This is a genomic window from Achromobacter ruhlandii (assembly GCF_002082135.1).
GTDB classification, from domain to species: Bacteria; Pseudomonadota; Gammaproteobacteria; order Burkholderiales; family Burkholderiaceae_B; genus Achromobacter; species Achromobacter ruhlandii.
This window is the reverse complement of record NZ_CP017433.1, coordinates 3089308-3106228: the sequence shown is the minus strand read 5'-3', so window position 1 is coordinate 3106228 and position 16921 is coordinate 3089308. Positions and strand designations below refer to the sequence as shown.

Below are 16921 nucleotides of genomic sequence, written 5' to 3'. Positions count from 1 at the left end.
CGTGGGGGCCTCCCTTTCCGCCGGGCCGCCCCAAGGCAAAAAACGCCCCCTTGGGGGCAGCGACCCGCGCAGCGGCGGAGCGCGGGGGCCTCCCTTTCCGCCAGGCCGCCCCAAGGCAAAAACACCCCCTTGGGGGCCAGCGACCCGCGCAGCGGCGGAGCGTGGAGGCCTTTCCTTGCGTCCTGTAATTTGTTCTTGGTGTTTTCCCTGATGCCTTTCTATAATTGCGGCACCTTCAACCACCCCGAGATCATTGTGGACAACGACGGATGTAGTCGATACACGACTGCTTGCGCCGCTTGACGCAGGATCCGCAGAGTTTTCTGCCGAGTCCTGCGTAAAGCCAGGACACGGCCATCCGGCTCCGGCAGCCCCGCTGCCCCGCCCCGGGCCTTTCCCGATACCCGCTTTGCCGACGCGAACCGCGCGCCTTGTTGCGCCCGTGCCGTGCCGGATCGGCGGCGCATGCATGTGGACTTTTCCACCGTACTCCCCCTGGAGACGATCATGCGCATCAAGAAATTCCTCCCCTTCCTGGATGGCGCCGCCACCGTGCGCGGCACCGGCGCGGCCCTGGTTGCCACCGCCCGCCCCGCCACCCCCACCTATCAGTTCACCATCGTCAGCGTCGCCGACACGCTCAACGCGCTACGCAAACAGCTCTACCACGAGCTGCAGGCCCTGGACCTGCGCGTGCTGAACGTGCGCGTCTCGCGCCCGGATGCCGGCGCGCTCGCCAGCACCACGGTCACGCTGCAGTGCCCGCCGCAAGTGCGCGGCCTGCTCAGCGCCATCGCCCTGCGGCTGGGCCAGAGCCCCGACGTGCGCCGCGTGCACTGGGAAAACGAAGACGGCGCCCGCATCGCGGTACTGCCGGCCTGAGCGACGGAAAGGAGGCTGTCATGAAAGACCCGTACAAATGCCTGCTCATCGCCCGGGTGGCGGCCTTGCTGCTGCTGTGGGTGCTGGCATTCATCCTGACGGCGGCCTCGGTCTGGCAACTGCCCTGACGGCCGCTCCGCCCCTGGCGGCGCCGCGTCCGGGCCAAGACCCGGCCGCCGGCGCGCCCCGCACAACACGCTGAACCCGAGAACAACAAGATGAAGAACTTCGAAAACATCCAGCTGCTGACGCTGGCCAATACCCTGATCAGCCTGGCCACGGCCTTCGTGCTCGGGTCCATCGTCGGCTTCGAGCGCCAGTACCGCCAACGCACCGCCGGACTGCGCACCAATGCACTGGTGGCGGTGGGCGCGGCCATCTTCGTCGACATGGCATTCCGCGTCGGCGGCCCCGACGGCGGCGCGCGCGTGATTTCCTATGTGGTGTCCGGCGTCGGCTTCCTGGGGGCCGGCGCCATCATGCGCGAGGGCGGCAGCATCCGCGGCCTGAACACCGCCGCCACGTTGTGGGGCTCGGCCGCCATCGGCGCCTGCGCCGGCGCCTCGCTGATCCTGGAGGCCCTGGCGGCGACGGCCTTCGTGCTCGCGGCCAATACGCTGCTGCGGCCGGTGGTCAGCTACATCAACCGCCAGCCGGTCGACGCGCAGACCACGGAAGTCACCACCGTGATCCACGTCATCGCCCACGTCGACCAGCGCCAGGCCGCCATGACCGTTCTCGAAGACGTGCTGGAGACCGAACAGTTGCCCCTGTCTGAATTGAAGATCGACCAGTTCGGCGAGCACGAGGTCGAGATCGAGGCGGCGCTGAGCGAGGCCTCGGTGGACGAGCTCGACCTGGACCGCGTGACCGCGCGCATCGCCGCCGCGCCGGGCGTGCGCACCGCCTTTTGGGCCGCGCGCACGGTATAGGCCGGCGCGTCGCCGACCCCCGGCCACCTCGGCGACGGGTTCCGTCCGGCGCCGATACGCCCTAGAATGGGCGCCGATCATGCGCCGTCCCTTCCCCTTGCCCGCCCGCGACGCCGCCCGCCTCTGGCTGGTGCTGGCCTTGTTCGCGCTCAAGGCGCTGGTGCCGCCGGGCTTCATGCCCGCGACCCAGCAAAGCGGCACGCTGATCCAGTTGTGCTCGGCCGCCGGCCCCGTCTGGGTGGCCGGTCCCGCCAGGCACAGCGACGCCCCGGACGAACGCCATGCGGCGCAGGCAGCGGCCTGCCCCATGGGCGCGATGCTGGCGGCGGTGGCCCTGCCGCCGTCGCTCGCGCCCCTGCTCGCCCTGGGCGCGGTCATGGCCCATCCGCTGGCCGCGCGCGCCCCGCCGGCCGTCGCCGACGGTTTCCCGCCCGGCCCGCCGCTGGGGGCCCGCGCCCCGCCCGCCTTCCCGGTATCCCGCTGATCGCTGTGCCGCGCCCGCGCGCGGCTCCCTTGGCTTACCGAGAATATCCATGTTTCCTTCTTACGCCAGGACGCGCCGCGTCCTGCCGCGGCTCGCGGCCGTCTGGACCGCGCTCGCCTTCGCTCCCGCCCTGCACGCCCAGTCCGTTCCCGCCTCCGCCGCGCCCGCCGGCGTCGCCACCTTGCCCGCCATCGCCGTCTCCGGCGCCACCCCGCCGGCCACGCTGCTGGACCAGGCCAGCACCGGCACGCTGCTGGGCCTGGCGCCGCTGGACACCCCGGCCAGCATCGACATCCTGAGCAACGAACAACTGCGCGAGCGCGGCGCCGTCACCGTCACCGACGCCATCACGCAGGCGGCCGGCATCAGCACCCTGCGCCATCCCGGCAATGGCGGCTCGTCGCTGTCCTCGCGCGGCTTCACCGATTCCAATTCGGTGGCGATGCTGTACGACGGCGTGCGCCAGTTCGGCGGCGTCGGCCAGACCTTCATCTACGATCCCTGGGCCGTGGACCGCATTGAAGTCCTGCGCGGACCGGCCTCGGTGCTGTATGGCGAAGGCGCCATCGGCGGCGTGGTCAACGTGATTCCCAAGAAGCCCACCCGCGGCCCGATCGAGAACGAGATCCAGGCCACCGTCGGCAGCCACGACACGCAGCGGCTGGGCTTCGGCAGCGGCGGCGCGCTGGATGACAAATGGTCGTACCGGCTCGACCTGAGCGGCAACCACGGCGACTCGGGCATCAGCCTGGGCGACGCACGCGACCTGGCCGTCACGGCGGCGCTGCGCCTGGACGTGTCGTCCGAACTGAACTTCACGCTGACCCAGGCCTACGCCTGGCAAGAGCCGACGCGCTACTTCGGCACGCCGCTGGTCGATGGCGACATCGACTACCGCCTGCGCGGCAAGAACTACAACGTGGCCGACAGCAAGATCATCTACCGCGACAGCCGCACCGAGCTGAAAGCGGAATGGACGCCCAACCCCGCCACCCGCGTGCGCAGCCGCCTTTACTACATCGGCAGCGACCGCGACTACCGTGACGCCGAAAACTACACCTGGCAGCCCGCCAGCGGCCTGATCCAGCGCAGCGCCTACACCGACATCCGCCATGACCAGGAACAGGTCGGCAACGTCACCGACGCCAGCTTCGATGGCCGCCTGTTCGGCCTGGCCAACAAGGTGGCCGTGGGCGTCGAGCTGAACCGCGCCTCCCTCAAGCACACCAACAACTCGCCCTACTCGGGCACCTCGCTGGTCGATCCTCAAGACGTCGATCATGGACGTTTCATCAACGTGGCCGGCACCACGCCGCGCTACCGCAACACCGCCGAGCAGTACGCGCTGTTCGCCGAGAACCGCCTGATGCTGACCAGCCGCTGGTCGGTGCTGGGCGGCGTGCGTTACGACCACATCGACCTGAAGCGGCGCGACCTGGTGGCGGACCGGACCGCGTTCGACACCACCTTCAACAACGTCGGCTGGCGCATCGGCACGGTCTACGAACTATTGCCGACGCTGTCCGTCTACGGCCAGTACGCCGAAGCCGCCGACCCCATCGGCAGCCTGTTGTTGCTGTCGCCCGCCAACAAAGACTTCGAGCTGTCCAAGGGCCGCCAGGTCGAGGTGGGCGTCAAGCAGACCTTCTGGGACAACAAGGGCCAGTGGACCCTGGCGGCGTATCACATCCGCAAGAACAACCTGGTGACGCGCGATCCGAACGACCCGTCGCTGCGCATCCAGGTGGGCGAGCAATCCTCGCGCGGCCTGGAGGCGACGCTGGCGGTCGAGCTGACGCCAGCGTGGCGTATCGACCTGAACGCCGCCGTGCTGCGGGCCCGCTATGACGACTTCAGCGAATCGGTCAACGGCGCGGCCGTGTCGCGCGCCGGCAATGTGCCCACCGACGTGCCGCAACGGCTGGCCAATGCCTGGGTCAGCTGGAAATTCGCGCCGCAATGGACGGCCAGCGCCGGGCTGCGTTATGTCGGCAAGCGCTACGCGGATGCCGCCAACCGGCTGGAAATGGCGGGCTACACCACTACCAACCTGGCCCTGCAATGGGAGCCGCGCCGCGACCTGACCTTGGCCTTGCGGGCATTCAACCTGTTCGACCGCAAATACGCCGAAACCGCCTACTACAACCAGACCCAATGGTTGCTGGGCGAAGGCCGGCGCGTCGAACTGAGCGCCAACTACCGTTTCTGATTCATTGGGTGAACAGATCGGAGATCGCGTCGCCCAGGTCTTTCACCGCGCCGGCCACGCCGCTGGCCGCGCCTTCGGCCCCCACGCCGATGGCGTGGCCGAAGCCGCGCGCGATCTGGGCGGCGAATCCGCGCGAGGCCGAGAACTTGGGATTGTCGAGGCCGCCGGCAAGCTTGAATTCCATGCGCAGCGTGCCATGGCGGTCTTCCAGCGCCGCCAGCACCGCCTTGCGCGGCAGGGAGAACAGCGAGCCGTCGCCGCTGAACTTCAGGTCGCGCAGGGCCACCGTTCCCGAGGCGTTCAATTGCCGCTTGGCGATGGTGGTGCGCATGTCCAGGTCCATGGCGCCGCCCGCGAGCGAACCCGCGCCGTTCTCGGCCAGGTATGGGGCGGCGTAGCGGATATCCATGTTGCGCACCGCCACGGTCATGTCGGCATCGCTGCCGCCGACTTCGAGCGAGCCGGTGGCCAACACCGTGCCCGTGCCGACGCGGTTCTCGCGCACCGTGCCCTTGAACGTCATGTCGCTGCGCTGGCCATCGGCCGGCAATGCCAGGGGCCGCAGGCTGGCGGAGACGTTGTCGAACGGAATGCGATGGGGCGGCCGGGCGATGGCGGCATCGATGAATTCGAGGCGGCCGCCGTCCAGGATGAGTTCGTCGGCGCGAAACGGCGAGCGCGCGCCGGCTTCACCGCCGTCGGCCTGGCGCAGTGCCGCTTGCAACGCGGGGGCAATCCGCATGTCGCCATCAGCGCCGCGCAGGACCGTGAAATCGAAATCCTCGACGGTGATGCGGCGGAACACGGCTTCGCGGCCCAACAACGAGCGCCATTCCGGTTCGGCCACCACGCGCCGCGCGCTGGCCGGCTCCATGCCCTCGGCGCCGGTGATTTTCACGTCGCTCAACACCACTTCCTTGAATCCCAGGCTCACCTGTCCCACTTGCGCGCGCGGACCCAACAGGGCGGCGATACGCCGTTCCGCGACGTACTTGCCCGCGAATGCCAGCGCCGCCAGCAAGACAACGACCAGCACCAGGATCGCCGGCAACTTGCGTGCGAACGAACGCCGGCGAGACGCGGCGGGAGGGTTGACCATGGTGAGTCCCGAGAGAGTGTGTGGCCGGCGCGCGGTCACGCGCCAGGGGCCGCGCGTCCGAGCGGTAGCGCAGCGGGCCCTGCCTCGCACCATAGCGAGCGCAAAGCCCCGGCGCAAGCCATATGGCCTGACCGGTGCGCAGCCACCAGGACCGGCGCGCGCCAGGAACGTCGCGGGCGCGCATGCGACGATGCCCGCGCGGGGGGATCCGCGCGGGCATCGCCGCCACTCACCCCGCCCCTGCCGGCGCCGAGGCCGGAAAGGGGGCTGGGCGCGAGGCCGTCAACGCATCAGCGCTGCGTCTGCGGACGCTGGGCCTGCCCCGGCTGCTGGCCGGGATTGCGGTCCTTGTCCATCTGTTTGCCGCCGTGGCCGGGTTGTTGCTGACCCGGCTGGTTGCGATCCTTCGGGCTTTCCTGGGATTGCTGTTTTTGCGGCTGCTTTTGCTGATCGGGCTGATTCGGGTTTGCCATGGCAAGTCTCCTGATAAGCGGAACCATTCCGCAAGGAATGCCTTAGCAACCGCCGTGCCCGGGCCTGCGCTCGCCCGGCCGGCCGCGCGCGGCCGGCGGGCGGGCCGTCCCGTCACCGGTAAATTCAGGACATGAAGGGTAGAAAGCGCCGCCCGCCGCGGGTGGCCGAGAGCCGGCCCTTACTGCGTAGTGACGTGGGCCGGCAGGCCGGTCTCCGCGTCCTGCGGATCGAAGGCATCCAGCCAGGCCGAGGCGTAACTGGCCGGCGCCGCCAGCGGTTCGCCGCGGTCGCGCTGGACCCGCAGGCGCGTCAGCAGATCGTCCAGCGGCATGGGCCGACCCAGCGCGTAGCCCTGGCCGTAGCGGCAGCCCGCCGCGCGCAAGGCGGGGATATCCGCGACGTTCTCGACGCCTTCGGCCACCACGCGCCAGCCCATCCGGGTAGCCAGTTCGGCCGCGGTGCGCAAGACCTCGAACGCCACCGCGCTGCGGCGCATGCGGGTGACGAAATACTGGTCGATCTTGACTTCCGAGAGGGGAATGGCCGACAGCAATTTCAGGGACGCGTGACCGGTGCCGAAGTCGTCCAGGCTGACCTCGCACCCGGCCTCTTCCAGTTTCGCCAGCGTGGCGCGCAGGACGTCGAGCTCCTTGATAGGCTGATCCTCGGTCAGTTCGACGCGCAGCAGCGAGGCCGGCAGTTCGGCCGCATGGATGCGCGCCAGCAGGAAATCGACCGCGCGCTCATCCGACAGCGTCGAGGCCGGCGCATTGATGGCCACGGGAATCGCCATGCCGGCACGGCGCATGGTCTGCAGCATGTCGATGACGCGCTGCGCGACCCGCTCGAACAGGGTGCGATCCAACCCGAGCCGGTTAACGGTGGGAATGAACTCGGCGGGCATCACGATGCCCAGCCTGGGGTGTTGCCAGCGCGCAAGCGCCTCGGCCGATACGATGCGGCCGGTCATCAGGTCCACCTGCGGTTGCAGCAGCACGCGCAGGCCGTCTTTGCCGGTAATCATGGCGGCGACTTCATCGTCGCTCACCACCGAGCTTGTGGAAGCCTCGTGGGTTGGCGTCATGTCTTCGCTCCTGGCGTGCCCCGATTTACGGCCTGCGCTGTCCGGGCGCAGAGCGAGGCACAATGGACATGAGTATTCACATGCGGCCGCAAGAAAAAATGCATACTGCCTTGTGCACTACCCAGCTATTTGATCGCCAATGTTTTTTATGCGATTTTGCGCATTTACTCCAGGCATTTATTCACCCTTGCGGCGCCAAAGTCACATATATGTAACCAGTAGTATTTATCGACGCGATTCCGCGAAAACCGCAATATTCGGACGCTAAAAAAATCGCCCGGTTTTCGCCTTGTCGACATGGTAGCGTTGCGACTTTTCCGCCCGTAGCCCCTTTTTCGCGTGACTACCCTGCTCTCCCGCTGGCGCCTTTCGCTGCGCCACGTCCTCTGGCTGGACGCCCTGCAAGCCGCCGCCATCAGCGCCGCGCCCGTCATTCTTGCCGTGCTGGCGCACGAGCCCCGCCTGGGCTGGACCGCCATCGCCGCCTTCTGGGCCTGCTTCGGCGACCCCGGCGGGCCGTTGCGCCAGCGCACCGGCGCGATGCTGGCGCTGGGCCTGATCGGCGCCCTGTTCTGCTTGCTGGCCAGCGCCAGCGCCAATCACCTGTGGCTGCTGCTGCCGCTGACCTTCGCCTGCTGCACCTTCGGCGGCCTGTTGCGCGTGCTGGGGCCGGCCGCCGCCATCGTCGGCACCCTGCTGTCGGCCGGCTTCGTGGTGGCGGCGGAATTGCCGGCCCCGACCCTGGCGGCCAGCCTGTCGTATACGCTGTTTTTCGTGGCCGGCGCGCTCTGGGCGATCCTGATGACCGCGCTGGTGTGGCGCCGCCGCCCCTGGAAAGACGCGACCCACGCGGTGGCGCACTGCTACCGCGGGCTGGCCGATTTCGCCGACGCCCTGGCGCGCATGTACTCAGGCCTGGCGCCTGCCGCCGGCCCCCAGGCCTGGAGCGCCGTCACCCGACCGCAGCGCAGCGGCGTGCGCGCCGCCCTGGAGGCCGCCCGCGTGCGCATCCGCGAGGTCCAGGACGCGCGACCGTCGCGACGCGCGCGCGCGCAGCAATTGTTCTACCTGCTCGATAGCGCCGAAGACAGCTTCATCGCGCTGGTCGCGGCGGCCGACCTGCTCGAATCGAACGCGCCGCGCTGGCTCGGCCGCGCGGCCGGCGCCAACCTGTCGCACGCCTTGCACCGTTACGCCAGCGTGGCCAACGCCATCGCCAGCACCTCGGACGTCAGCGATGCGCGGCAGGCCGACTGCCTGCGCGAACGCCTGGCGCACTTTGCCGCGGGCCTGCACGAATTGCGCGGCGCCGCCCTGGCCCATGCGCCCGACCTGGCCACCATGGTGCCGGTGCTGGACCGGCTGCAGCAGACCGCCCAGGCCGTCGGGCACGCGCTGTTCGACGAGGGCGCCGCCCCGGCCGCGCCGGCCCAGGCCACGCGCGTCGATTCTCCCATCCGGGCCGCCTGGCGCAGCCTGCGGCAGAACCTGCGATTCGAATCCGACGCCTTCCGCCACGCCCTGCGCGTCGGCATCGGCGCCACCATCGCGGTCGCGCTGTCGAAGACCTTTGCGGTCAACCACGGCTACTGGATGTCGCTGACGCTGGTGTTCATCCTGCAGCCCTACTTCGCCACCACCTGGCAGCGCACCATCGAGCGCGTGCTCGGCAGCGTCGCCGGCGCCATCGGCGCCTCCCTGCTGGGGCTGCTGCTGAGCACGCCGCTGTCGGTGGCGCTGGCGGTGCTGCCGATCGCGCTGGGCACCTTTGCCGCCCGCACCATCCACTACGCGCTGTTCACCTTTTTCCTGACCTCGCAATTCGTGCTGGTCAGCCATATCCAGCAACCGGATATCTATGAACCCATGCTGGCGGCGCTGCGCGCGTTCAACAGCGTGCTGGGCGGCGTGCTGGCGCTGCTGGTGGGATTCCTGGTGTGGCCGGAAAAGGAACCGCGCCAGCTGGCGGGCGCGCTCAGCCGCGCACTGGAGCGGCATGCCGCCTACGCGCTGGCGCTGGCACGCGCCAAGAGCGGCGCCGGGGAGGACCTGGACATCGTCGGCTTGCGCCGCCAGGCCTGCCTGTCGGCCGACAACGCGGAGGCCTCGCTGCAGCGCCTGCAGCAGAATCCGGTGCACCGCGACCGCAACGTGGACACCGCCGTGAACCTGCTGAACGCCATGCGCCGGGTCACCGCGGCCGGCACGGTGCTGGAGATCCAGCCCGCCCTGTCGCCGGACAGCGCGGCGGCGCCGGCCCTGCGCGACTATGGCCTGGCCCTGGCGCACGCGCTGCATCCGCAGGAGCCCGCGCCGGCGGCCGACATCCGTCAGTGGGCGGTGCCGCCGGCGCTTGCCGCCGCCGCGCCCGAGCTGGCCGGGCCATTGGCGCGCATCGCGCAACAGGCGCGCCAGGTGCGCCAGTTACGCGACCGGGTGCAACAGGCCTGAAATGGCCGCGGGCTTGCGGCGACCCCGCCAAACTGCGGGGCGCTTGACGCGCATCAAGGGCGCCAGGCCTGGAACGCGCAACGATGGAGGCCTACCGCGCACAAAAGGAGGCCGCCATGTATCGCCGCATTTCCGTCCACCTGGACCACGGATTCGATTGCCCCCGCCGTACCCGCGTGGCGCTGGCCCTGGCCAGGCGCCACCAGGCCGAACTGGTCGGCATCTACGCCAGCTCGGCGCCGCCACAGTACTACTACGGCGAATCGGTGATGCTGTCTCGCACGCTCAACGTCATCCGCGACCTGCAGGCGCAGAATCGCAGCGCGGTGCAGAACGCCTTCCTGGAGGCGGCCGCCGCCCTCGACGTGCCGGCCTCGGTGCGCGCGGGCGAGGGTTCTCCCAGCGCCTGCGTGGCGCGGTTCGGCCGCACCAGCGACGTGCTGGTCGTGAGCCAGGAAAATCCCGAGGACGTGGAGGCCGCGCACGAGGTCGAGTTCGTCGAACAGACGCTGCTGACCGCCGGCCGGCCCGTGCTGGTGGTGCCTTCCAGCGGCGATTTCCCGACGCTCGGGGAGCGCGTGCTGTACTGCTGGGACGGCAGCCGCGAAGCCGCCCGCGCGCTGGCCGACGCGGCCCCGCTGCTGCGCACGGCCTCGCACCTGGTGGTGCTGACCATGGACGAAGGCGCCGCCTCGCGCAAGGAGGCCTCGGTGCCATTCGAAGACCTGGCCACCTATTGCATCGCCCAGGGCATGCCGGCGCCCGACCACGTGCGCCGCGACATCAAGGGGGTGGGCGTGGGCAGCACCATCCTGAACGCCGCGGCCGACCACAGCGCCGACCTGATCGTCATGGGCGCCTACGGCCACAGCAAACTGCGCGAATGGGCGATGGGCGGCGCCACCGCCTCGATCCTCAAGAGCATGACCGTGCCGATCATGTTCTCGCACTGAGGCCGGTTTTTCAGCCCTGCGGCACCGGCGTCAGCACCGGCCTGCCGGAAAAATGCGCGGTGGCGTTGTCCAGGAACAGCGCCACCGTTGCCGCCACCGCCTCGGGCGAGCGGCCCGCGCTGTGCGGGGTCAACACCACGTTGTCCAGGCCGAGCAGCGCCGGCGGCACCACCGGCTCGCCCTCCACCACATCCAGACCGGCCCCGGCGATGCGGCGCTCCGCCAGCGCCGCGATCAGCGCGTCGGTGTCGACCACGCTGCCGCGCGCGATGTTCACCAGATAGCCCTGCGGTCCGAGCGCTTCCAGCACCGCCGCGTCCACCAGGTGGCGCGTGCCGGCGCCGCCGGGCGTTGCCACCACCAGGAAATCGCTGGCGTCGGCCAGGGCGCGCGGGCTGTCGTAATACGCGTAGCCGCAATCGGCGCGCGGGCGACGGTTGTAATAGCCCACCGTCATGCCAAAGCCGTTGGCGCCGCGCCGGGCGATCTCCAGGCCGATGGTGCCCAGCCCCAGGATGCCCAGGCGCTTGCCCGAAATCTGCGGCCCCATGAAACCGCTCCAGTGCCCCTGCCGCACCCAGGCATCGGCCTGCGGCAGATGGCGGGCCGCGCCCAGCAGCAGCGCCATGGCGTGATCGGCCACCGATGTGGCGTTGGCGCCCGGACCGTGCGTCACGTGCAGGCCGCGCGCGCGGGCGGCGGCCACGTCGATGTTCTCGAAGCCGACGCCCAGCGAACAGATCAGCTCCAGCTTCGGCAGGGCCGCCATCTCGTCAGCGTGAAAACCTGTGGCGCCGCGCGTCAGCACCACGCGGATCTCGTCGGCATGGTCGCGGATCGCCTGGGCGCGGGCGGCGGGAGTGGTGGCAAGGATGCAGCGAAAGCCGCGGTCTTCGATCGCGGGCAGGAAATCGTGCACGCTGTCTATCAGTATCAGGAGGGGGATCGTCATGTTGCTGCGGACCGGATGCGGGAAAATGCGAGGCGCCAAAAAAGACGCCGGCCGATCTTACGCCTCGGTACAATTGCGCGCCACCCGCCTCGCCCGCCGTCGACCATTCCATGAAAGCCAAGTTCCGCAAGTCCCTGCGCACCGCCGTGTCATTCCTGCACCGGTGGACGGGCCTGGTCCTGGGCCTGGTGCTGGTGCTGGCGGGATTGAGCGGCAGCCTGCTGGCCTTCGACCACGAGCTTGACGGCTGGCTGAACGCCCCGATGCTGCGCAACACGGCCGGACACTGCGCCGCGCCGTTGCCGCCCTCTGCCGCGGCCCGCGCCGTGCAACAGGCCTGGCCGGGCGCCACGGTCGGCGCCATCACGCTGCCGCAGGCGCCACGCGACAGCTACCGGGTGCAGTTCAAGCACGCGGAGACCACGGCCAATGAAGCGGGCGTGGACGCCTGCACCGGCCTGCTGCTGGCCAGCCGCGACCGCGACGCCGTCACGCTCGACCGCGCCCATCTCATGCCCTTGTTGTTGCGCTGGCACATGACCCTGCTGCAGGGCAAGACCGGTCGCGAAGTGCTGGGCTGGCTGGCGCTCGCCTGGGTGGCCCTGCTGCTCGGCGGCATTTACCTGGCCTGGCCGCGGCCGGGGCATTGGCGCCGTTCGCTGTCGGTGACGCGCGGCGTCAGCGCCTTCCGCACCAGCTACGAACTGCACCGCGCCGCCGGCCTGATCACCGCGCTGTTGCTGCTGGTGGTGGCCGGCACCGGCTTTTTCATGGGCCTGCCGCAACTGGGCCGGCAACTGGTCGCCAGCGTCGCGACCGTGCCGCCCGACGCGCGCGCCGCGGCCCTGGCGCCGCTGGCGCCCGGCGAAGCGGAAATCGGTTGGGATGGCGCCGCCGCGAAGGCGCGCGAACTGTCGCCGGCCGATGCCACCCTGGTGATGCTGCGACGCGATCCGGCGCGCGGCGTCTATCAGGCACGCATGCGCCGCGCCGACGACTGGCAGCCCGTCGGCACGCTGCGCTGGTTCATCGATATGCGCAACGGCGCGCGCCTGTCTGGCGCCGATCCCTTGTCCGGCACGCCCGCCCAGCGTTTCCTTGCGCTGATGTTCCCGCTGCATTCCGGCAGCCTGTACGGCTTGCCAACCCGCATCCTGACGGCCGTCCTGGGGCTGCTGCCGCTGCTGTTCTTCGTGACCGGGGTGATCTTCTGGATCAACCGGCGGCGCCTGCAGCATCGCGGGCGCGAAGCGGCACAGGCCCGCGCGCGAAGCGCGCGCCAGGCCTGAGCGTCGCCGCCTGCCCGGGATAAAGCGCCGCTACAGCCGTCCTGTCAGTAGCAGCACGATCAACACGATCAGCACGATCCCCAGCAGGCCGCTGGGGTAATAGCCCCAGCCGCGACTGTATGGCCACGCGGGCACGGCGCCGACGAGCAGCAGGATGAGGATGATCAGCAAAATGGTCGACATGATGACTCCTATTGTTATTGATCGCGGGACGGTGTCGCCCCTTTTCAATGGACCTTTGTCACTTTTTCCTTGAAGGGCGGATCCAGCGGCGGCAGGTCCACTTCCGGTTCATCGGTGTCCGGATCGACCGGCAGGTCGCCGGGCGGCGAGCCCGGCGGAATCGGTTCCGGTTTGGGCGGGACATGCAGGTACAGATGCGCTGACATGGCGTTCTCCTGTAATGGCACTGCCTTTCGCGCGGCCGGGAGATTCCGGCTTCGCGCCCCTGCGCGCCATGGCGCCGAGGGGAACTTCGCGCGGGCTCGGCTGCGTCGCGGCCCGCTACACATTAGGGGCGCGCCAGCGCAAACACGCGCAACAGCTCGCGGTTGAAGGCGGGAATGTCGTCCGGCTTGCGGCTGCTGATCCAGCGGCCATCAACCACCACTTCCTCGTCCACCCATTCGGCGCCGGCATTGCGCAGATCGTCCTGCAGCGAAGGCCAGCTGGTCATCTTGCGTCCCCTGACCAGGTCCGCCGAAATCAACAGCCAGGCGCCGTGACAGATCACCGCCAGGGGCTTGCCGGCCTCGTGCATGGCCCGCACGAAGGCGCGGGCTTCGGGGTGCAGACGGATCTCGTCGGCATTGATCACGCCGCCGGGCAGCAGGACGGCGTCGAACAGTTCCTCGCGGGCCTCGGCGAAGATCAGGTCGGCCTCGACCCGCTCGCCCTTGTCGTGATGGCGCATGCCCTGCACCGGCCCGCGCCTTGCGGACACGATCGCCACGCGCGCGCCTTGCGCTCGCAGGGCGTCGCGCGGCTCGGTCAGCTCCACCTGCTCGAAGCCATCCACCACCAGGATGGCGACATTGAAGTCCTGCAGTGTCTTGGTCATGCAAAGCTCCCTGGTTACGTCAACAAGCCCCTCAGCAAGCGGCGTTCCCGCCGCAAGCCCGGCGAACGCCGCCAGGACGGGCTGACGGGCACGGCGCTTGCTCCGGGCCCGGCGACTGTCAGGAGAGGCAATGGCGAACCACGGTCAGGAGGCGGCGGCGCGCGACGTCGACGGGAATCTGGTCTACCTGGACGACACCCGGCCCGGCTACACCCGGGCGCGGGTAAACGGCACGACGTTTCACTATTTCGATACCGACGGCAAGCGCATCACGCACGCCGCCACGCTGGCGCGCATCCGCGCCCTGGCGATTCCGCCCGCTTACCAGGAGGTCTGGATCAGCCCGCTGGCGCACAGCCACCTGCAGGCCACCGGCCGCGATGCGCGCGGCCGCAAGCAGTATCGCTACCACGCCGACTGGGCGCGCCAGCGCGATGCCACCAAATACCAGAGCCTCGCCGAATTCGGCGCCCGGCTGCCGCGCATCCGCCGCCAGGCGGAACGCGACCTGCGCGCCGCCGGCCTGCCCCAGGCCAAGGTCATCGCCGTGGTGGTGCGCCTGCTCGAAGACACGCTGATCCGCATCGGCGCGCGTGAATATGCCCGCGCCAACCGTTCCTACGGCCTGACCACGCTGACGCGGCGCCACGCCACGCTGCGCGGCGACCAGTTGCGCCTGCGCTTCCGCGGCAAGAGTGGCGTGGCGCACGACGTGACGGTGCGGGACCGGCGCATCGCCCGTGTGGCCAAGCGCTGCCTGGACATCCCCGGGCAGCAATTGTTCCAGTACCTGGACGAGCGCGGCGAGCCCCACGGGGTCGATTCGGAAACGGTCAACGCCTATCTGCGCGCGGCCGGCGCCGGCGATTTCACCGCCAAGCACTACCGCACCTGGGCCGGCTCGGTCCTGGCCTACGCGGCCTTGCAGGGACGGCCTTACCAGGACGAACGGCAGGCGCGCCAGGAGGTGGTGGACGTGATCCGGCAGGTCGCGCGGCGCCTGGCCAACACGCCGGCCGTGTGCCGCGCCTGCTACGTGCACCCTGCGATCATCGAGACCTATCTGGCGGGCCGGCTGCCGCCACGGGCGGCCGCGCCGGCGGGGCCGCGCGGCCTGAGCGCCGACGAACGCCGGTTGCTGGCCTTCCTGCGCGACGCATGACGGCCAGGGACGCGGCCGCTATAGGATGGAAGAGCGGGCGTTCTTGGCGCGCGGCTGCGGCTTGGCGTTGTCGGCCCAGTTCGACTCGGTGCCATCGTCCGCCACCCGGCGTCCATCGCGCGCGGCCTCGTCGGGCGTGGCGGCGGTGGGCTTGGGCGGCTGACGGGGCACGTCGACGGGCGCGCGCGGCGGCAGGAGCTTGCCGCCCTCGGGGCTTTCGCTGGCCGTCGCGGATGAATGGGCAGGCTTGGGGTCGGGCCGTTTGCTGGCGGTCATGGCGTTTTCCGTTTGGTTGGGATGACACCATCCATGCTACGGCGCCGCCGTCCGCGCGAAAATCGATCCACCGCCCAAATTGCAAGCGGATGTGGCATTGCGCGCAGGGGCGGCCGTTCCTGGGTAAAACGAACATTCACAACGAGATGCAATGCAAGACCCCGCGACGGGCCGATGCATGCCAGCCTTTTCCCATGCGCCGCGCCCGCAGCGGATCGCGGCCATGTTTTCGCCAACGCAGACTCCAGGAGGTACCCACATGGCCAATAACCATACTCCCCTGCCCTCGGACTTCCCCGAGAACGGTCCCGATGAACGCGGCCTGCGCCGCCGTCGTCGCCATCCGGAAAGCTGGATCGACGACCTGGAGGCCACGCTGAGCGATGCTTCCGCCACCGACCTGGAAGCGCTCAAGGCGCGCCTGGCCGAGCAGTTGCGCGACACGCGCCACAGCCTGCGTGAAGCGTCCGACAGCGCCCAGGACATGGTGCGCGAGACCATCGACTGCACCGAGCAGTACATCCATGCGCGTCCCTGGCAGGCCATTGGCCTGGTGGCTGGCGCCGCGTTCCTGTTCGGCGTGGTGGTGGGCCGGCAGTAATCCCCTGTCGACCGCGCGCGATGCGGCGGGCGCCGCTTCGCGCGCGGGCATAGCAGTTGCTCGCGTCTGCCTGCGACGCATCCGCGTCGGTGATACAGGGAGATACGCATGTCCAAACCCAACCCGCCCACCGGAGCACGCCCCCATCCGGCGCCGCCCATGCCCGGCCAGCATCTGCAAAAACCTGGCGATGAGGGCGCGATGGCGCTGCCGCCGCAGTACCAGGCGCCCGATTACCGGGGCAGCGACAAGCTGGCCGGCATGGCCGCCATCGTCACGGGCGGAGATTCCGGCATCGGCCGCGCGGTCAGCGTGTTGTTCGCGCGCGAAGGCGCCGATGTCGCCATCGTCTATCTGAACGAACATGAAGATGCCCGTGAAACCGAGCGCGCGGTCCGCGCCGAGGGCCGCCGCTGCCTGCTCATTGCTGGCGACGTGCGCGACTCTGCCTTCTGCGATCAGGCGGTGGCCCAGGCGGCCCAGGCGTTTGGCCGACTCGACGTGCTGGTGAACAATGCCGCGTTCCAGGATCACGACGATGGCCTGCAGGCCATCAGCGATGAAAAATGGGACAAGACGCTGCGCACCAACATCTATGGTTATTTCTACATGGCGCGCGCGGTATTGCCACACCTGCGCGCCGGCGCCAGCATCATCAACACCGGCTCGGTCACCGGCCTGCGCGGCAGTGCCGGCCTGCTCGACTACTCCACCAGCAAGGGCGCCATCCATGCCTTCACCCGCTCGCTGGCGTCGAATCTGGCGGACCAGGGCATCCGCGTCAACGCGGTGGCGCCCGGCCCGGTGTGGACGCCCTTGAATCCGGCCGATCGCGACGCCGAGGAAATCAAGTCGTTTGGCCAGGATACCGAACTGGGTCGGCCGGCCCAGCCGGAGGAAATCTCGCCGGCCTATGTGTTCCTGGCCGCGCCCGCCTGCTCCAGCTACATCACCGGCATCGTGCTGCCCATCACCGGCAGCGCCGGCGACTGAGGCGGCGGCCGCCGCCGTTT

18 protein-coding genes are annotated in these 16921 nt (G+C 69.6%); 10 read left to right on the top strand and 8 right to left on the bottom strand.

What is annotated here, in order from left to right:
- Positions 1-507: 507 nt before the first annotated feature.
- The 4 genes from AruCF_RS13955 to AruCF_RS13940 all read left to right on the top strand — a co-directional run bounded on the left by AruCF_RS13955 (position 508) and on the right by AruCF_RS13940 (position 4507).
- Positions 508-882, top strand: coding sequence for a hypothetical protein (locus tag AruCF_RS13955; protein WP_049073609.1), 375 nt, complete (start codon positions 508-510; stop codon positions 880-882).
- Between the two features lie 218 nt (positions 883-1100).
- The gene (locus AruCF_RS13950; RefSeq protein ID WP_049073608.1) at positions 1101-1814 is read left to right on the top strand and encodes an MgtC/SapB family protein; all 714 of its coding nucleotides are present in this window, start codon (positions 1101-1103) and stop codon (positions 1812-1814) included.
- A 79-nt stretch (positions 1815-1893) separates the two neighbouring features.
- Positions 1894-2298, top strand: coding sequence for a DUF2946 family protein (locus tag AruCF_RS13945; RefSeq protein WP_049073607.1), 405 nt, complete (start codon positions 1894-1896; stop codon positions 2296-2298).
- Between the two features lie 49 nt (positions 2299-2347).
- Complete coding sequence (locus AruCF_RS13940) at positions 2348-4507, top strand: TonB-dependent receptor (RefSeq protein ID WP_172803058.1); 2160 nt, start codon at positions 2348-2350, stop codon at positions 4505-4507.
- A 1-nt stretch (position 4508) separates the two neighbouring features.
- On the opposite strand, the gene AruCF_RS13935 is transcribed toward AruCF_RS13940, so the two are convergent.
- From AruCF_RS13935 to AruCF_RS13925, 3 genes are all read right to left on the bottom strand, one after another.
- Positions 4509-5606, bottom strand: a complete 1098-nt coding sequence (locus AruCF_RS13935; protein WP_049073606.1) for a DUF748 domain-containing protein — start codon at positions 5604-5606, stop codon at positions 4509-4511.
- A 290-nt stretch (positions 5607-5896) separates the two neighbouring features.
- Positions 5897-6079 (bottom strand): hypothetical protein, encoded by a 183-nt coding sequence (locus AruCF_RS13930; protein ID WP_049073605.1) that lies wholly within the window; start codon positions 6077-6079, stop codon positions 5897-5899.
- A 179-nt stretch (positions 6080-6258) separates the two neighbouring features.
- Positions 6259-7164, bottom strand: coding sequence for an EAL domain-containing protein (locus AruCF_RS13925; protein ID WP_049073604.1), 906 nt, complete (start codon positions 7162-7164; stop codon positions 6259-6261).
- A gap of 339 nt (positions 7165-7503) precedes the next feature.
- Between AruCF_RS13925 and AruCF_RS13920 the strand changes: the two genes are divergently transcribed.
- Both AruCF_RS13920 and AruCF_RS13915 read left to right on the top strand, forming a co-directional pair.
- Complete coding sequence (locus AruCF_RS13920) at positions 7504-9615, top strand: FUSC family protein (RefSeq protein ID WP_049073603.1); 2112 nt, start codon at positions 7504-7506, stop codon at positions 9613-9615.
- Positions 9616-9731: 116 nt separating this feature from the next.
- Positions 9732-10568 (top strand): universal stress protein, encoded by an 837-nt coding sequence (locus tag AruCF_RS13915; RefSeq protein WP_049077784.1) that lies wholly within the window; start codon positions 9732-9734, stop codon positions 10566-10568.
- A 10-nt stretch (positions 10569-10578) separates the two neighbouring features.
- Here the strand turns inward: AruCF_RS13915 and AruCF_RS13910 are convergent, their stop codons facing one another.
- Positions 10579-11520: a 2-hydroxyacid dehydrogenase gene (locus AruCF_RS13910; protein WP_049077782.1), complete on the bottom strand. Its 942-nt coding sequence runs from the start codon at positions 11518-11520 to the stop codon at positions 10579-10581.
- A gap of 110 nt (positions 11521-11630) precedes the next feature.
- Here AruCF_RS13910 and AruCF_RS13905 point away from each other — a divergent pair, with 110 nt between their 5' ends.
- The gene (locus tag AruCF_RS13905) at positions 11631-12809 is read left to right on the top strand and encodes a PepSY-associated TM helix domain-containing protein (protein WP_049073602.1); all 1179 of its coding nucleotides are present in this window, start codon (positions 11631-11633) and stop codon (positions 12807-12809) included.
- Between the two features lie 30 nt (positions 12810-12839).
- Here AruCF_RS13905 and AruCF_RS13900 read toward each other — a convergent pair whose 3' ends face one another.
- The 3 genes from AruCF_RS13900 to AruCF_RS13895 form a co-directional block, all read right to left on the bottom strand.
- Positions 12840-12992, bottom strand: a complete 153-nt coding sequence (locus tag AruCF_RS13900) for a DUF3309 family protein (protein ID WP_049073601.1) — start codon at positions 12990-12992, stop codon at positions 12840-12842.
- A gap of 44 nt (positions 12993-13036) precedes the next feature.
- Positions 13037-13198 (bottom strand): hypothetical protein, encoded by a 162-nt coding sequence (locus AruCF_RS29495; RefSeq protein ID WP_167352789.1) that lies wholly within the window; start codon positions 13196-13198, stop codon positions 13037-13039.
- A 122-nt stretch (positions 13199-13320) separates the two neighbouring features.
- Entirely contained in the window at positions 13321-13869 is a 549-nt protein-coding gene (locus AruCF_RS13895; protein ID WP_049073600.1) for a type 1 glutamine amidotransferase domain-containing protein, read from the bottom strand.
- A 130-nt stretch (positions 13870-13999) separates the two neighbouring features.
- Between AruCF_RS13895 and AruCF_RS13890 the strand changes: the two genes are divergently transcribed.
- Entirely contained in the window at positions 14000-15031 is a 1032-nt protein-coding gene (locus AruCF_RS13890) for a DNA topoisomerase IB (protein ID WP_049073599.1), read from the top strand.
- A gap of 18 nt (positions 15032-15049) precedes the next feature.
- Here AruCF_RS13890 and AruCF_RS13885 read toward each other — a convergent pair whose 3' ends face one another.
- The gene (locus tag AruCF_RS13885; RefSeq protein ID WP_049073598.1) at positions 15050-15307 is read right to left on the bottom strand and encodes a hypothetical protein; all 258 of its coding nucleotides are present in this window, start codon (positions 15305-15307) and stop codon (positions 15050-15052) included.
- A 259-nt stretch (positions 15308-15566) separates the two neighbouring features.
- On the opposite strand from AruCF_RS13885, the gene AruCF_RS13880 reads away from it, so the two are divergent.
- Positions 15567-15908, top strand: a complete 342-nt coding sequence (locus AruCF_RS13880; RefSeq protein ID WP_049073597.1) for an ElaB/YgaM/YqjD family protein — start codon at positions 15567-15569, stop codon at positions 15906-15908.
- 108 nt (positions 15909-16016) lie between these two features.
- On the top strand, positions 16017-16901 hold the full coding sequence (locus AruCF_RS13875) for an SDR family oxidoreductase (protein WP_049073596.1): 885 nt from the start codon (positions 16017-16019) through the stop codon (positions 16899-16901).
- The last annotated feature ends 20 nt before the right edge of the window (positions 16902-16921 follow it).

What these genes read in the sequence shown, in the direction of transcription:
- AruCF_RS13935 (WP_049073606.1), bottom strand. Translation starts at nt 5,606, where the DNA reads ATGGTCAACCCTCCCGCCGCGTCTCGCCGGCGTTCGTTCGCACGCAAG.
- AruCF_RS13875 (WP_049073596.1), top strand. Translation starts at nt 16,017, where the DNA reads ATGTCCAAACCCAACCCGCCCACCGGAGCACGCCCCCATCCGGCGCCG.
- AruCF_RS29495 (WP_167352789.1), bottom strand. Translation starts at nt 13,198, where the DNA reads ATGTCAGCGCATCTGTACCTGCATGTCCCGCCCAAACCGGAACCGATT.
- AruCF_RS13945 (WP_049073607.1), top strand. Translation starts at nt 1,894, where the DNA reads ATGCGCCGTCCCTTCCCCTTGCCCGCCCGCGACGCCGCCCGCCTCTGG.
- AruCF_RS13925 (WP_049073604.1), bottom strand. Translation starts at nt 7,164, where the DNA reads ATGACGCCAACCCACGAGGCTTCCACAAGCTCGGTGGTGAGCGACGAT.
- AruCF_RS13915 (WP_049077784.1), top strand. Translation starts at nt 9,732, where the DNA reads ATGTATCGCCGCATTTCCGTCCACCTGGACCACGGATTCGATTGCCCC.
- AruCF_RS13900 (WP_049073601.1), bottom strand. Translation starts at nt 12,992, where the DNA reads ATGTCGACCATTTTGCTGATCATCCTCATCCTGCTGCTCGTCGGCGCC.
- AruCF_RS13880 (WP_049073597.1), top strand. Translation starts at nt 15,567, where the DNA reads ATGGCCAATAACCATACTCCCCTGCCCTCGGACTTCCCCGAGAACGGT.
- AruCF_RS13890 (WP_049073599.1), top strand. Translation starts at nt 14,000, where the DNA reads ATGGCGAACCACGGTCAGGAGGCGGCGGCGCGCGACGTCGACGGGAAT.
- AruCF_RS13940 (WP_172803058.1), top strand. Translation starts at nt 2,348, where the DNA reads ATGTTTCCTTCTTACGCCAGGACGCGCCGCGTCCTGCCGCGGCTCGCG.
- AruCF_RS13955 (WP_049073609.1), top strand. Translation starts at nt 508, where the DNA reads ATGCGCATCAAGAAATTCCTCCCCTTCCTGGATGGCGCCGCCACCGTG.
- AruCF_RS13905 (WP_049073602.1), top strand. Translation starts at nt 11,631, where the DNA reads ATGAAAGCCAAGTTCCGCAAGTCCCTGCGCACCGCCGTGTCATTCCTG.
- AruCF_RS13885 (WP_049073598.1), bottom strand. Translation starts at nt 15,307, where the DNA reads ATGACCGCCAGCAAACGGCCCGACCCCAAGCCTGCCCATTCATCCGCG.
- AruCF_RS13895 (WP_049073600.1), bottom strand. Translation starts at nt 13,869, where the DNA reads ATGACCAAGACACTGCAGGACTTCAATGTCGCCATCCTGGTGGTGGAT.
- AruCF_RS13930 (WP_049073605.1), bottom strand. Translation starts at nt 6,079, where the DNA reads ATGGCAAACCCGAATCAGCCCGATCAGCAAAAGCAGCCGCAAAAACAG.
- AruCF_RS13910 (WP_049077782.1), bottom strand. Translation starts at nt 11,520, where the DNA reads ATGACGATCCCCCTCCTGATACTGATAGACAGCGTGCACGATTTCCTG.
- AruCF_RS13950 (WP_049073608.1), top strand. Translation starts at nt 1,101, where the DNA reads ATGAAGAACTTCGAAAACATCCAGCTGCTGACGCTGGCCAATACCCTG.